Below are 14,980 nucleotides of genomic sequence, written 5' to 3'. Positions count from 1 at the left end.
AAGCCAGGCGTTTTCCATTCGAATTTTTGACGCCGTGCGCCTAAGCGTTACGCCGCCTTGGCGATGTTCCGCAGCACGTACTGCAGGATGCCGCCGTGACGGTAATATTCCACCTCGTCCGCGGTATCGATGCGGCAGAGCAGCATCACGTCCTTGGTGGAGCCGTCCGCGTAGGTGATCTTGCATGGCACGTCCATGCGCGGGGTGATGCCGTCGGCAATCCCCGTGATGTCGAACTTTTCCGTGCCCTTCAGGCCCAGGGTTTCGCGGTTCATGCCGTCCTTGAACTGCAGCGGCAACACGCCCATGCCGACAAGGTTGGAGCGGTGGATACGCTCGAAGCTCTCGACGATCACGGCCTTGACGCCCAGCAGACGGGTGCCCTTGGCCGCCCAGTCGCGGGAGGAGCCGGTGCCGTATTCCTTGCCGCCAACGATGACCAGAGAAACACCTTCCTTCTCGTAGCGCATGGCGGCGTCATAGATCGCCATCTGCTCGCCGGAAGGCTGGTGCTTGGTGTAACCGCCGGTCACGCCCTCGACCATCTCGTTCTTCAGACGGATATTGGCGAAGGTGCCGCGCATCATGATTTCATGATTGCCACGCCGTGCGCCGTAGGCGTTGAAGTCCACCGGGCGGACCTGACGTTCGCGCAGATAGTCGCCCGCCGGGCCGTCCGACTTGATGGAGCCGGCCGGTGAGATGTGGTCGGTGGTGATCGAGTCGCCGAGAATGGCCAGCTCACGGGCACCGCTGATATCGGTCAGCGCGCCCGGCTCCTTCGCCATGCCCTTGAAGTAAGGCGGATTCTGGACGTAGGTCGAGCCGTCGTTCCAGTTGTAGGTCAGGCTGCCGGTGGTCTGCACAGCCTGCCATTCCGCCGAGCCTTCGAACACGTTGGCGTAGCGGTTCTGGAACATCTCGCGGCTGAGATCGGCCTCCAGGAGGTCGCTGATCTCCTTGTTGGAGGGCCAGATATCTTTCAGATACACCGGGTTACCATCCGGATCCTCGCCGAGCGCGTCCTTGTACAGGTCCACGTTCAGGTTCCCGGCGATGGCATAGGCAACGACCAGCGGCGGCGAGGCGAGATAGTTCGCCTTGACGTGCGGGTTCACCCTGCCCTCGAAATTCCGGTTGCCGGACAGCACGGAGGTGACGACCAAATCGCCCTTCTCCACCGCTTCCGCGATATGTGGGTCGAGCGGGCCGGAATTGCCGATGCAGGTGGTGCAGCCATAGCCGACCAGGTTGAAACCGAGCTTGTCGAGCTCGACCTGCAGGTTGGCCTTTTCCAGATAATCGGTGACGACCTGGGAGCCCGGTGCGAGCGAGGTCTTCACCCACGGCTTCACCGTCAGGCCTTTGGCCGCCGCGTTGCGGGCGACGAGGCCGGCCGCAATCATCACTGACGGGTTGGAGGTGTTGGTGCAGGAGGTGATGGCGGCAATCACCACGTCACCGTCGCTCAGCGTGTAGTCCTCGCCTTCGACGTCCATAGTCCGCGGCGCAACACCGCCGGCGAGATCCTTGAAGGCCTTGGCGAATTCCTGGGCGGATTCGGTCAGCAGAACACGGTCCTGCGGACGCTTCGGCCCGGCAATCGACGGCACCACGGTGCCGAGATCGAGGGAAAGCGTGTCCGTGAAGACCATTTCCTGGCTGTCGTCACGCCACATGCCCTGTGCCTTGGCATATTCTTCCACCAACGCGATCCGGTCGTCTTCGCGGCCGGTCAGCCTGAGGTAGCTGAGGGTCTCTTCGTCGATCGGGAAATAGCCACAGGTGGCACCGTATTCCGGGGCCATGTTGGCGATGGTCGCCCGGTCCGCCAGGCTGAGATGGCCGAGGCCGGAGCCATGAAACTCGACGAACTTGCCGACCACGCCCTTCTTGCGGAGCATCTGCACCACGATCAGCACCAGATCGGTCGCCGTCGCACCTTCCGGCAGTTTGCCGGTCAGCTCGAAGCCGACGACTTCCGGGATCAACATGGAGACCGGCTGGCCGAGCATGGCCGCTTCCGCCTCGATACCGCCGACGCCCCAGCCAAGTACGGCCATGCCGTTGACCATGGTGGTGTGACTGTCGGTGCCGACCAGCGTGTCGGGATAGGCAATCGTCTTGCCGTCCTCGTCCTTGGTCCAGACCGTCTGGGCCAGATGCTCCAGGTTGACCTGGTGGCAAATGCCGGTTCCCGGCGGGACAACGCGGAAGTTGCGGAATGCCTTGGAGCCCCAGCGCAGGAACTCGTACCGCTCGCCGTTCCGTTCGAACTCCAGATCGACGTTCTTCTTGAACGAGTCGGGTCCGCCGAACGCATCCACCATGACCGAATGATCGATCACCAGATCGACAGGCGACAGCGGATTGATCTTTTCCGGATCGCCACCGAGTTCTGTCATCGCGTCACGCATGGCGGCGAGATCGACCACGGCCGGAACGCCGGTGAAGTCCTGCATCAGGACGCGGGCCGGGCGATAGGCGATTTCACGGGAGGACTTCTTATTCTTTACCCATTCGGACAGCGCCTTGACGTCGTCCAGGGTTACCGTGCGCCCGTCTTCGTAGCGCAGCAGGTTTTCCAGCAGCACTTTCAGCGAGTGCGGAAGCTTGCGAATCTCCGGAAAACCGGCATCCGCCATGGCTTCAAGGCTGTAATAATCGTAACTTTTCCCGGACGCCTTGAGCGTACGTCGGGTGTTCAGGCTATCTTGGCCAGCAGTCACTATCATCTCCTATGATTTGTGATGGTGGCCGCCCGAGGAGCGCCTCGGCCCGGTCTTTTCCATAAGTCTTTTTGGCGCGGAAGGAGAGCGCTCCTGACCGCGCACCTTGTTTATAGAAAATTCCGCCGAAGAGTGCCAGCACCCAGTGCATGCGCTGGCCCGGTGAAATTGCGAAATTCAGTTCCGCAAAATGCCCATATCGAAATTATCTTGTTGACCTTGGCACGAGTGCATCCAAAAATCGGCACCGATATCGAGCCTGTCGCAATGTCGGCGGGTCCGGAAAATAACAAAGGTCCAAAGCTGATCATCTACGGCAAACGTGGAGGTCAAGGGCCAGGACAGACAGGGAGGAACGGCTCGAGGCACTGCGCCACGGGTCCATCCGCGGCTATCTTCCATAGCTGATTTCCGTCTGCGCCTGCCCGGTTTTGGTCCGTGTATTAGGGACGGAACATGGCGTACGAATACCCGGACGCTTCGGTTTACGACACGTTGCCGAAGCTCCTCCGCTACAACGCGGAACGTTTTCCCAATGACGTAGCGCTGCGCGAGAAGGATTTCGGTGTCTGGACCGAATTCACCTGGGCCGACTATCTGGAGCGGGTCCGCAATCTCGCTCTGGCCCTGAACGAAGCCGGGCTGGTCAAAGGCGACGTCTTCTCGATCATCGGCGACAACAACGTGGACTGGATCTGCGCCGAGCTTGCGGCCCAGTCCGTCGGCGCGATGACCATCGGGTTTTACCGCGACGTGCTGGAAGACGAGATCGCCTATCTCACCGGCTACAGCGCGGCCAGGATGGCCTATGCCGAGGATCAGGAGCAGGTCGACAAGTTCCTCAATCTCGGCGACCGCGCCGGGACGATCGAGAAAATCATCTATTCCAACACCCGCGGCATGCGGAAGTTCGACGATCCTCGGATCGTCAGCTTCGACGATCTGGTCGCCCGCGGCGCCGAGATCCATGCCGCCTCGCCTGAACTGTTCGACCAGATGGTCGACGCGGTGACAGGCGAAGATATCGCCATTCTCTGCACCACCTCGGGCACCACGTCGAACCCGAAGCTGGCAGAGCTGCCGCACGGGAATTTCGTTCGCCACACCCAGCTCTATCTGAAGCACGATCCGAAGGACTCGACGGACGAATATGTCTCCGTTCTGCCGATGCCCTGGATCATGGAGCAGGTCTACACCATCGGCTTCGGCCTGAATTCCCGCATGAAAGTGAGTTTCCCGGAGAACGAGGAAACCGCGATGAGCGATATGCGCGAGATCGGCCCGACCTTCCTGCTGCTCGCCCCCCGGGTGCTGGAGCAGATCGCCGCCGACATGCGCGCCCGGGTGATGGATGCGGGGCCACTGACCCAGTGGATCTTCGACAAGGGCGTGGAGATGGGACGCGAGGCACTCGACAAGGGAGGCAAGTCCTGGCTGGCTGATGTCGCCCTGTTCAGCGCCCTGCGAGACCGGCTCGGTTTTGCCAATGTACGCTCCGCCGCCACCGGCGGCGCCGCCATGGGACCCGACACCTTCAAACTGTTCCTCGCCATGGGCGTGCCGCTTAAGCAGCTCTATGGCCAGACGGAATTGCTCGGCGCCTATACCCTGCAGGATGGCAAGGAAATCGACGTCGATACGGTCGGCGTGCCGTTCGAGGGCTGTGAAGTGAAGATCATCGATGCCGACACAGACGGCGTCGGCGAGATCATCACCCGGCACCCGAACATGTTCCGCGGCTTCCACAAGAATGAGGAAGCCACAAAGGAAGACATGAAGGACGGCTGGATGCATACCGGCGATGCCGGATTCTTCGATACCAAGGGCCGGCTGACGGTGATCGACCGGGTGAAGGACATTGCCCAGACCCGCACGGGCACAAAATTTTCGCCGCAATATATCGAGAACAAGCTGAAGTTCTCGCCCTATATCGGCGAGGCCGTGATCCTCGGAGCCGATCGGGACTATCTGACGGCGATCATCTGCATACGTTTCTCGATCGTCTCGAAATGGGCAGAGAAAGCCCGCATCCCCTTCACCTCCTACACCAACCTCTCGGACCGCCCTGAGATCTACGAGTTGATCCGCAGCGAAATCGCCCATGTGAACGAGAGCCTGCCGGACACCCAGAAAATCCGGAAATTCCTGCTTCTTTACAAAGAGCTGGATGCGGATGACGGAGAGCTGACACGGACCCGCAAGGTGCGCCGCAGTGTGGTCTCCGAACGCTACGGTCCGATCATCGAAGCGCTCTACGGCGAAGGCGACCGGGCGGAGATGAATTCCGAGGTGACGTTCGAGGATGGCCGCAAGGGCAACATCGAAGCGTCCATGCACATCGAGAAAGTCGACGGCGCCGCAGCGCCCGAAATGAAAAAGGCAGGCTGAGCGTGGCAGAAGCACAGGTAATCGATTCCGGCGGGGTGAACCCGCCCTCCGGCAGCGTCGACACGCGCACGATCGGCGACCCGGTTCTCGCCGTCGAGAACATCATCGTGAAATTCGGCGGGGTGACCGCCATCAACGATGTCAGTTTCGACGTCCGCAAGGGCGAGATCCGCGCCATCATCGGCCCGAACGGGGCCGGCAAGTCCTCGATGCTGAATGTCCTGAACGGTTTTTACAAACCGCGCTCGGGCCAGATCAAATTCGGCGGCAAGACCTTCCCGTCCATGGACCCGTATTACGCGGCCTCGCACGGCATCGCCCGGACCTTTCAGAACATAGCCCTGTTCCGCGGCATGAGCACGCTGGACAACCTGATGACCGGCCGGTTGCTGAAGATGAAGAGCAATTTCTTCTGGCAGTGCCTCTATTTCGGCCCGGCCCAGAAGGAAGAGCTGGAAAACCGGGCGCATGTGGAAAGGGTCATCGATTTTCTCGAGATCCAGCCGATCCGCCGCACGCCTGTCGGCCGCTTGCCCTACGGGTTGCAGAAGCGGGTTGAACTCGGCCGCGCACTGGCGATGGATCCGGACATTCTCCTGCTCGACGAGCCGATGGCCGGCATGAATGTCGAGGAAAAGGAGGACATGTCCCGCTTCATCATGGATGTGAACGAGGAATTCGGCACCACCGTGATCCTGATCGAACACGACATGGGCGTGGTCATGGACCTGTCCGACCGGGTCGTCGTGCTGGATTACGGTGTGAAGATCGCAGACGGCACGCCCGACGAGGTGCGCGCCAATCAAAATGTCATCGACGCCTATCTTGGCGTGAGCCACGACTGACACGGCGCGCCAAAGGAGTCCGAACGTGGAACTAATTTATGCAGTGCTGGTGCAGCCCTTCGTGGACATGTACCTCGACCCGCTCATCTTCATCGAAACCGTAATCAAGGGCCTGATGGCCGGAGTGCTTTACTCCCTCGTCGCCCTCGGCTTTGTGCTGATCTTCAAGGCATCCGGCGTCTTTAACTTTGCCCAGGGCGTGATGGCTTTGTTTGCCGCGCTGACCCTTACAGGCATCATGGAATATATGCCGGACGGCCTGCCCAAATGGCTCACCGTCATCGTCGCATTAGGCGCCACGGTGGTGATCATGATCCTTCTCGCCGTGATAATCGAAAGGGTCGTGCTCAGACCCTTGGTGAACCAGGAGCTGATCATCCTCTTCATGGCCACGCTGGGCCTCTCCTACGTGCTGGAAGGCGCCGGCGACCTGATGTGGGGCAGTGATGTGAAGGTTCTGGATATCGGTCTGCCGACCGACATCTGGGATATCGGCGGGGTTTATGTCGAGCAGCTCGATGTGACCGCGGCCGTCGCCGCCGGCTCACTCGTCGCCGTGCTCGCGATATTCTTCACCAAGACCCGGATTGGCCGTGCGCTCCGCGCCGTGGCCGACGATCACCAGGCGGCCCTCTCCGTCGGCATCTCGCTGCAGCAGATCTGGGTCATCGTCTGGTCTGTCGCCGGTATCGTCGCGCTGGTGGCCGGAATCATGTGGGGCAGTAAGTCCGGCGTGCAGTTCAGCCTGTCGCTGATCGCGCTGAAGGCCCTGCCCGTCCTCATCCTCGGCGGTTTTACGTCCATCCCCGGCGCCATTATCGGCGGTCTGATCATCGGGCTTGGGGAAAAGGTCGTCGAAGTCTTCTGGTACAGCGTCCATGGCGGTGCCGTGGAAAACTGGTTCGCCTTCATGCTGGCACTCGCCTTCCTGATGTTCAGGCCGCAAGGACTGTTCGGCGACAAGATCATCGAAAGGGTTTAAGTCCATGCTGTACCGTGAAACAGGCCAGTTCAAACGGAACTATGCCGCCGATCAGCAGCTCTTTCCGATCTTTCAGGACAAGATTCTGCTGGCTGCCATCCTGGTGGTGGCACTTGCCATCATTCCATTTGTCATCAACGACTACTGGTCGAAAGCTATCCTGCTGCCGTTCATGGTCTATGCGCTGGTCGCGCTCGGCCTGAACATCCTCGTTGGCTATTGCGGCCAGATCTCCCTCGGTACCGGCGGCTTCATGGCTGTCGGCGCCTATAGCTCCTACAAGCTCTGCACGGCCTTTCCGGAATTGAACCTGATCTTCGTGATCCTTTTCTCCGGCGGCTGTACAGCGGCTGTCGGCGTGCTGTTTGGCCTACCGAGCCTGCGGATCAAGGGGTTCTATCTCGCCGTCGCAACGCTGGCGGCCCAGTTCTTCCTGATCTGGATGTTCAACAAGGTGCCGTGGTTCTACAATTACGAAATGAGCCAGATCACCGCACCGCCGCGCGAAGTGTTCGGGTTCCTTGTTTCCGGACCGCAGGCCGAGCCCGCCGCACAGTATCTGTTCGTGCTCGGTTTCATCATCGTCTTTACATGGATAGCCCTGAATCTGGTACGCGGCCGTGTCGGGCGTAGCTGGATGTCGATCCGGGACATGGACATCGCGGCCGAGCTTCTGGGCATCCGCCCGCTGCAGACCAAGCTGCTGGCCTTTGCCGTCTCGTCTTTCTATATCGGCATGGGCGGTGCGATCATCTTCCATATCTGGCTCGGCACCGTCGAAGCCACGGAAGCCTTTGACATCCTGCAATCGTTCTTCGTGCTGTTCGCCATCATCATCGGCGGTCTTGGCAGCGTGCTCGGATCGTTCCTCGGTGCCGCCTTCATGGCGCTGATGCCGGTCGGGCTGAAGGTCGTTCTGGTCGACTGGATCGGGATGGTTCCGGTGACGGCGAAACATATCGAGTTCATGCTCGTCGGCTCGCTGATCATCTTCTTCCTCATCAAGGAGCCACACGGTCTGGCACGCATGTGGCAGATCGCCAAGGAGAAGCTCCGACTTTGGCCCTTCCCCTACTGACCAGCCTTGTCTGGCAGGGGGAAAAGGCTCCGCGTGGCACTTCACGCACTAACCTGAACGGACCGCGAAATATGCGGCCACTTTAAGGGAGGCAACTAATGAGACTATCGAAGGCAAGCATTGCCATCGCGGCGGCGGGCGTTATCGCCGGCGCGACCTGGGCGGAAACCGCCCGGGCGGACTATGACTCATATACCGTTCCGAACCTGGTCTACCGGACGGGCGCCTATGCCCCGAACGGCATTCCGCTGGCGAACGGCTTCATCGACTATTTCAACATGCTCAACGAGCGTGATGGCGGCGTCGAAGGCATCAAGGTCGATGTCGTCGAGTGCGAGACCGGCTACAACACCAAGGTCTCCGTCGAGTGCTACGAGAACCTGAAAAACGAAGGCCAATCAGGTGCCCTCGTCTTCAACCCGCACTCCACGGGCGTGACCTACGCGCTGATCCCGAAGGCCAGCGAAGACAAAATTCCGATCCTCTCCATGGGATACGGCCGGACCTCCGCAGCTGACGGCACCGTCTTCCCGTACATCTTCAACTTCCCGGCCACCTACTGGTCCCAGGCCAGCGCCTTCGTCAAATATGTCGGCGAAAAGGAAGGTGGCATGGAGAACCTGAAGGGCAAAAAGATCGCCCTCGTCTTCCATAACTCCGCCTATGGCAAGGAGCCGATCAAGACGCTGGAAACGCTCGGCGCCAAGTACGGCTTCGAGCTGATGCTTCTGCCGGTCGACCATCCGGGTCAGGAACAGAAAGCTACCTGGCTGCAGGTTCGCCGCGGCAAGCCCGACTGGATCTTCATGTGGGGCTGGGGCGTAATGAACCAGGTTGCCATCAAGGAAGCCGCTGCCATTCGTTTCCCGATGGACAAGTTCATCGGCGTCTGGTGGTCCGGTTCAGAGAATGACGTCGCACCGGCTGGTCCGGCTGCGAACGGCTATCTCGCGGGCACCATGCATGCTCCGGGCGCTGACTTCGAAGCTTTGAACGAGATCAAGACGCACGTTTACGCCAAGGGTAACGGCGCGGGCGAAGAAGCTCGTGTAGGCGAAGTCCTCTATAACCGTGGCATGCTCGAAGCCATTTTCACGGCTGAAGCGATGCGGAATGCCATCAAGATCCATGGCACGAAGGACATTCGCGGTGAGCATGTGCGTGATGGTTTCGAGGCAATCGACCTCAAGGAAGCCGATTTTGATCGCCTCGGCCTGAAAAACTTCATGAAGCCGATCAAGATCACCTGCGAAAATCACGAAGGTGACGGCCCGATCGCAATCCAGCAATGGGATGCGGCCGCTGGCAAGTGGAACATCGTCTCCGAGTGGATCGAGCCGATGCACGATGTCGTCCGCGCCCTCGTGAAGGAAGATGCCGCGGCTTACGCCAAGGAAAACAACATCACGCCGCGCAGCTGCAGCTGATGACCTGATACGGACGCGGCGCCGGACAACCGGCGCCGCGTCCAATCATCCGGAGGAACAGGAAGTGACAGCGGTCGAACAGGAAACCGGAGCGGAACAGCCGATACTCCGCGTCAATAATATCGAGGTCATCTACGACCACGTCATTCTGGTCTTGAAGGGCGTCTCCCTTGAAGTCCCGCGCGGCGGCATCGTCGCCCTTCTCGGCGGCAACGGCGCCGGCAAGACCACAACACTGAAAGCCATTTCGAACCTGCTTAAGTCCGAACGCGGCGAGGTAACGAAAGGCACGATCGAATTCGAGGGTCACCCGATCCAGTCGATGAACCCTCACAATCTCGTCGAGCAGGGCGTTATCCAGGTCATGGAAGGCCGCCACTGCTTCGAACATCTGACCGTCGAGGAAAACCTGATGACCGGTGCGTTCACACGCGGCGGGGACAGGGCCGGCATCGCCCGGGATCTGGAGATGGTCTATAATTATTTCCCACGCCTGCGCGATCGGCGCACCAGCCTGGCGGGCTACACGTCCGGTGGCGAGCAGCAGATGGTTGCCATCGGCCGGGCGCTGATGAGCCGGCCTAAAACAATCCTGCTGGACGAGCCGTCCATGGGCCTCGCCCCGCAGCTGGTCGAACAGATCTTCGAGATCGTCAAGAAGATCAACGAGCAGGAAGGTGTCTCCATCCTGCTGGCCGAGCAGAACACAAACGTCGCTCTGCGCTACGCGAAGTATGGCTACATCCTGGAAAGCGGCCGGGTCGTCATGGAAGGCGATGCGGAAAGCCTGCGCTCAAACGAGGATGTGAAGGAATTCTACCTCGGCATCAGCACCGGCGGCCGGAAGAGCTTCCGCGACGTGAAGCATTACCGCCGTCGCAAACGCTGGCTCGGCTAACACATCGTCACGCATTCAAGAGTTGGGGACCGTACCGAAATGAGCGGCGATTTTTACGACACGCTTGAAACCCGCAGTACCGACGAACGCGAGGCCGCCCAGATGGCGGCCTTGTCCGCTCAGGTCGCCCTGGCCAAGGGCAAGACCGCCTATTTCGGGAAACTGCTGGCGGATGTCGATCCGGGCGCGATCACCAGCCGCACGGCCCTTGCCAGCCTCCCCGTCACCCGCAAGGGCGACTTGCTTGACCTGCAGAAAAGCACACCTCCCTTTGGCGGCATGACCACTGTCGCACCGAACGGCCTTGCCCGGCTCTATATGTCGCCTGGCCCGATTTACGATGCGGAAGGCCCCGAGCCCGATCCCTGGAGATTCGCGCGCACACTTTACGCCGCCGGGTTCCGTAAGGGCGAGATCCTGCACAACTGCTTCTCCTATCACCTGACCCCGGCCGGGATGATGGTCGACAGCGCCGCACGCGCCATCGGTTGCGCCGTCTTTCCGGGCGGCGTCGGAAATACCGAAATGCAGGTCCAGGCAGCCGCCGGTCTCAAGCCGTCAGGCTATGGCGGCACTCCGAGCTTCCTGAAAATCATCCTCGAGAAAGCGCGGGAGTTGGGCACCGACATCTCCAGCATGAAGAAGGGCCTCGTCGGCGGCGAAGCCCTGCCCCCGAGCCTGCGCAAGGAATTGTCCGAACTCGGCTGCGACGTGCTGCAATGCTATGGCACCGCAGATCTCGGGCTTGTTGCCTATGAGAGCCCGGCTCTGGAAGGCATGATCCTTGACGAAGGCGTGATCGTGGAGATCGTCCGCCCCGGAACCGGCGATCCGGTCGCCGAGGGTGAGGTTGGCGAGATCGTCGTCACCAGCCTCAATCAGAGCTATCCGCTCATCCGCTTCGGCACCGGCGATATGTCGGCGGTTCTGACAGGCCCCAGTCCGTGCGGACGCACCAACCAGCGCATCAAGGGCTGGATGGGCCGTGCCGACCAGACCACCAAGATCAAAGGCATGTTTGTTCACCCGGGACAAGTTGCCGAGGTGGTGAAGCGCCACCCGGAAATCCTGAAAGCACGCCTTATCGTCACTGGCCGGACCGGCGAGGACGTGATGACATTACATTGCGAGACCACAGCCTCAGGAGATGCACTCTCCGACACCGTTGCCTCCAGCTTGCAAGCCGTCACAAAACTTCGTGGCGCGGTCTCTCTGGTAGCCGAAGGCAGCCTCGCCAATGACGGCAAGGTGATCGAGGACGCACGCAGCTACGATTGAGCAAACGCGTCTAGAAATACGCACGACACCTCCATTTTGAATAAAAAGATATTTTTTCGTTGCCATTAACAGCAACACAAAATACACTTTTTACGAGTAAATTTATCGAATTTGAGCGCAATAGCGCTCCATGGAGGTTGTATGCGCACTCTTCGAAACATTATGGCCGGCGCGATGCTGATTGCACTTTCGGCCTGCGCGACACCGCCCGAGGTCAAGCAACTTTCAACGGCACAAATCCAGTATTTCGGAACGGCAATCGAAGCCGTCGCCACCCAGTCAGAGGCCCTTGTCCTTGCTTCCACGAAAATCCAGAAACAGGCAGAGGAACGGATTGCCAAGCGGGAGGCAGACAGCAAAACGCAACTGGTCAGCCTCCTGTCTGATAGCAACAAGGGCGACAGCGCGGCCGAACGTAAGGCACTGGCGGAAAAAGTCCTGAAAGCGTCCGCATCATCCACGCAATCCGCGGCCGCGGCCCGCGCGAAATTGCAGCAGGACCTCGACGCCATCAAGGCGAAATCGGAAGAGCTCGGACAGTACATCAGCACGATGAAGGACGTGCAGATCGCCCTGGATGCTTACATCCAATCGGAAAAAGCAGGCGAGAAAATCGTCACCAGCGTGCTTGAGCAGCCTTCCGTCTCACACCTGATAACAAAGGTCCAAAAGACCATCCCGCGCGTGACCGGTGCCGCCAATGACCTGAAGGTCCTCTTGACCGGTCTTGATGGCTAACACCATCGCTCGTTCCCCCGCATTGTTCCGGAAGGATTCTCCGTATGACCCGCGATGAACTGAACCAAAAGATCGCCTCGCTGGAAAGCGCTGCAGGCTCCCTTGACGAGCCGGACCGCACATTGACCACAGTCAAGATTAACAATCTGAAGAACGAGATCGACGGGATGTCGCTTTCTGACATTGCAGACAAGATGGCGACCATCAAAACCCCGACGATTGCGGACATGGACGCAAAGATCAAAGCCGCAAAAGACGCAACGGCTGCCCAAAGCATGCGCGTCGATGCCATCAACTCGGTCATCGGATTGATCAAGAAAGGTGTTGGATTGGTGCTTTAGGAAAGCACACCTTTTTCCGACCTCCATCTGGTGCTCTTCCCTGCTTCGCTTCACAATCGAAAAAACGGCAAAGACCGGTGACGAGGGCGGAGGAAAAGAATGGGCGCGAAAGTCTCGACTATCGAAACCATCCGGATCGAGGAGTTTCCAAACCTGCTTTGGGTCCGCGTTGTCGCCGATGACGGCGCGGACGGCCTCGGCGAAACCTTCTATGGGCCCGGCGCCGCCGAGGCCCATATTCACGACATCATCGCTCCCTATCTGCTCGGCAAGGATCCACACCGGATCGAACAGCATCAGCGCGACCTGACCGGCTATGTGGGCTTCAGCGGAGCTGGCGCGGAAATGCGTGGCCGCTCCGCGGTCGACATCGCGCTCTGGGATCTGTTCGCCAAGTCAAAAGACATGCCGCTGCACCAGGCACTTGGCGGCGCGGTCCGGGACAGCATCCGCGTCTATAATACCTGCGCCGGCACCCGCTACGTGCAGAACCGGCCGACCCAGGGAACGGATAATTTCGGCCTCGACGCCAACCAGGGAGGTTTTGAGGATCTCGACGCTTTCCTGAACCACGCCGACGAGCTTGCCGCCAGCCTGCTGGAAATGGGCATCACGGCAATGAAGATCTGGCCGTTCGATTACGCCGCCGAAGCCAGCCGGGGCCACCATATCAACCCGCGCGACCTGGCGACAGCCATGGCCCCGTTCGAAAAGATCCGCGAGGCTCACGGCGATCGCATGGACATCATGGCCGAGCTGCATTCCATGTGGGACCGGCCGACCGCAATCAAGATCAGCCGTGCTCTGGAAGCCGTAGACCCGCTCTGGGTCGAGGACCCGGTATTCATGGACAATCTCTCCAGCCTTGACGAGGTGGCCCGTGCCACCGCCGCCCCCATCGCAGTCGGCGAGACGCGTGGTGGCCGCGCCGACTACCGGCAATTGCTGGAGATGGAATCCCTCAGCCTGATCATCACCGATATTGCCTGGGGCGGGGGTGTATCCGAAGCGCGCAAGATGGCGGCCATGGCGGATGCCTGGCACGTTCCGGTCGCCTTCCATGACTGCACCGGGCCTGTCGTCCTTGCCGCCTCGACCCATCTGGCCCTCAACACCCATAACTGCTTCATCCAGGAAATGGTGCGCGCCTTCTATTACGGCTGGTATGGTGATCTCGTCACACAGCTTCCCCCGGTCACCAACGGCGAGATCACGGCACCGGCAGGCGCCGGACACGGCCTCAGCCTGCAGCCGGATATCCTCAAACGACCGGATTGTCACATCCGCCGCTCATCACTTTAACAAACCGCGTCAATCATCTGACATTTAGGTATTTTTAATGATCGAACTCTGGATTCCGATCACCATCGCTGCGGCTTTTTGCCAGAACCTGCGCTCTGCCCTGCAGAAGCATCTGACATCGAAACTCAGCACGTCCGGAGCGACCTTTATCCGCTTCTTCTATGCGGTAGTCCCGGCCTGGCTCTATGTCTGGTTCCTGCATGACGGTGTGGGTCTCAGCATGCCGGAGCCGCAACCGGCCTTCTGGATCTATGCGGCTATCGGCGGAGCGACTCAGATCGCCGCCACCGCCCTGCTCGTTTATCTCTTCGCCTTCCGGAACTTTGCCGTCGGAACCACCTATTCCAAGACCGAGACAGTGCAGGCTGCGGTCTTCGGCATCGTCATTCTCGGCGATCCGCTGACCGCTGGCGCAATGATCGCCATCCTGATCAGCTTCATCGGGGTACTGGCCATCTCCGCCGCCAAGCAGGCCACGGGGATTTCCGGCATCGTCCGGTCCCTGACCAGCCGGACGGCCATGATCGGTCTCGCCTCCGGCGCCTGCTTCGGTATCTCGGCGGTATCTTACCGTGCGGCGTCGCTTTCCCTCGGAGGTGAAGGATTCCTGATCCAGGCAGGCTTTACCCTCGGCTGCGTCACCATCATGCAGACCGTCGCCATGGCGGGCTACATGCGCATCCGGGACCCGGGGCAGATCACGGCGGCGCTGCGGAACTGGAAAGTCGCGGGCATTGTCGGGCTCAGCGGCATGGCCGCTTCCGCCTGCTGGTTTACCGCCATGACGATCCAGAATGCCGCCTACGTCCGTGCGCTCGGCCAGATCGAACTCGTTTTCACCTTCGCGGCCTCCTATCTCTTCTTCAAGGAAAAGAGCAGCCCGCTGGAGCTCGCCGGGATCGGCCTGGTGATCACCGGGATCTTCTTCCTGCTGCTGTCGACATGATTGACCGGAAAGGTCATCCGATGCGGGC

12 protein-coding genes are annotated in these 14,980 nt (G+C 60.1%); 11 read left to right on the top strand and 1 reads right to left on the bottom strand.

The features are described from left to right. Window positions 1-47: 47 nt before the first annotated feature. A complete protein-coding gene (gene acnA, locus VOI22_RS03400; protein WP_323795176.1) occupies window positions 48-2,735 on the bottom strand; it encodes an aconitate hydratase AcnA in 2,688 nt (895 codons plus the stop codon). 450 nt (window positions 2,736-3,185) lie between these two features. On the opposite strand from acnA, the gene VOI22_RS03395 reads away from it, so the two are divergent. The 11 genes from VOI22_RS03395 to VOI22_RS03345 all read left to right on the top strand — a co-directional run bounded on the left by VOI22_RS03395 (window position 3,186) and on the right by VOI22_RS03345 (window position 14,952). After that, window positions 3,186-5,117, top strand: a complete 1,932-nt coding sequence (locus VOI22_RS03395) for an AMP-binding protein (protein ID WP_323795175.1) — start codon at window positions 3,186-3,188, stop codon at window positions 5,115-5,117. A gap of 20 nt (window positions 5,118-5,137) precedes the next feature. Beyond that, on the top strand, window positions 5,138-5,962 hold the full coding sequence (locus VOI22_RS03390) for an ABC transporter ATP-binding protein (protein WP_416366142.1): 825 nt from the start codon (window positions 5,138-5,140) through the stop codon (window positions 5,960-5,962). Between the two features lie 25 nt (window positions 5,963-5,987). Beyond that, a complete protein-coding gene (locus VOI22_RS03385) occupies window positions 5,988-6,944 on the top strand; it encodes a branched-chain amino acid ABC transporter permease (protein WP_323795174.1) in 957 nt (318 codons plus the stop codon). A 4-nt stretch (window positions 6,945-6,948) separates the two neighbouring features. Continuing rightward, the gene (locus tag VOI22_RS03380; protein ID WP_028465350.1) at window positions 6,949-8,022 is read left to right on the top strand and encodes a branched-chain amino acid ABC transporter permease; all 1,074 of its coding nucleotides are present in this window, start codon (window positions 6,949-6,951) and stop codon (window positions 8,020-8,022) included. Between the two features lie 98 nt (window positions 8,023-8,120). Further along, entirely contained in the window at window positions 8,121-9,449 is a 1,329-nt protein-coding gene (locus VOI22_RS03375) for an ABC transporter substrate-binding protein (protein ID WP_323795173.1), read from the top strand. 64 nt (window positions 9,450-9,513) lie between these two features. Then, window positions 9,514-10,347, top strand: a complete 834-nt coding sequence (locus VOI22_RS03370; protein WP_323795172.1) for an ABC transporter ATP-binding protein — start codon at window positions 9,514-9,516, stop codon at window positions 10,345-10,347. Between the two features lie 39 nt (window positions 10,348-10,386). Beyond that, complete coding sequence (locus VOI22_RS03365) at window positions 10,387-11,625, top strand: phenylacetate--CoA ligase family protein (protein WP_323795171.1); 1,239 nt, start codon at window positions 10,387-10,389, stop codon at window positions 11,623-11,625. A gap of 141 nt (window positions 11,626-11,766) precedes the next feature. Further along, window positions 11,767-12,363: a hypothetical protein gene (locus tag VOI22_RS03360; RefSeq protein ID WP_323795170.1), complete on the top strand. Its 597-nt coding sequence runs from the start codon at window positions 11,767-11,769 to the stop codon at window positions 12,361-12,363. A gap of 44 nt (window positions 12,364-12,407) precedes the next feature. After that, entirely contained in the window at window positions 12,408-12,704 is a 297-nt protein-coding gene (locus VOI22_RS03355) for a hypothetical protein (protein ID WP_323795169.1), read from the top strand. A gap of 99 nt (window positions 12,705-12,803) precedes the next feature. After that, window positions 12,804-14,006 carry a mandelate racemase/muconate lactonizing enzyme family protein gene (locus tag VOI22_RS03350; RefSeq protein ID WP_323795168.1) on the top strand — a complete coding sequence of 401 codons (1,203 nt, stop codon included), beginning with the start codon at window positions 12,804-12,806 and terminating at the stop codon, window positions 14,004-14,006. 37 nt (window positions 14,007-14,043) lie between these two features. Continuing rightward, window positions 14,044-14,952, top strand: coding sequence for a DMT family transporter (locus VOI22_RS03345; RefSeq protein ID WP_323795167.1), 909 nt, complete (start codon window positions 14,044-14,046; stop codon window positions 14,950-14,952). Window positions 14,953-14,980: the final 28 nt, after the last annotated feature.

Origin of the sequence: Nisaea sp., from assembly GCF_034670185.1 — a bacterium.
GTDB lineage: Bacteria > Pseudomonadota > Alphaproteobacteria > Thalassobaculales > Thalassobaculaceae > Nisaea.
The sequence above is the reverse complement of the archived record's forward strand: the minus strand, read 5'-3'. Positions and strand labels throughout refer to the sequence as shown.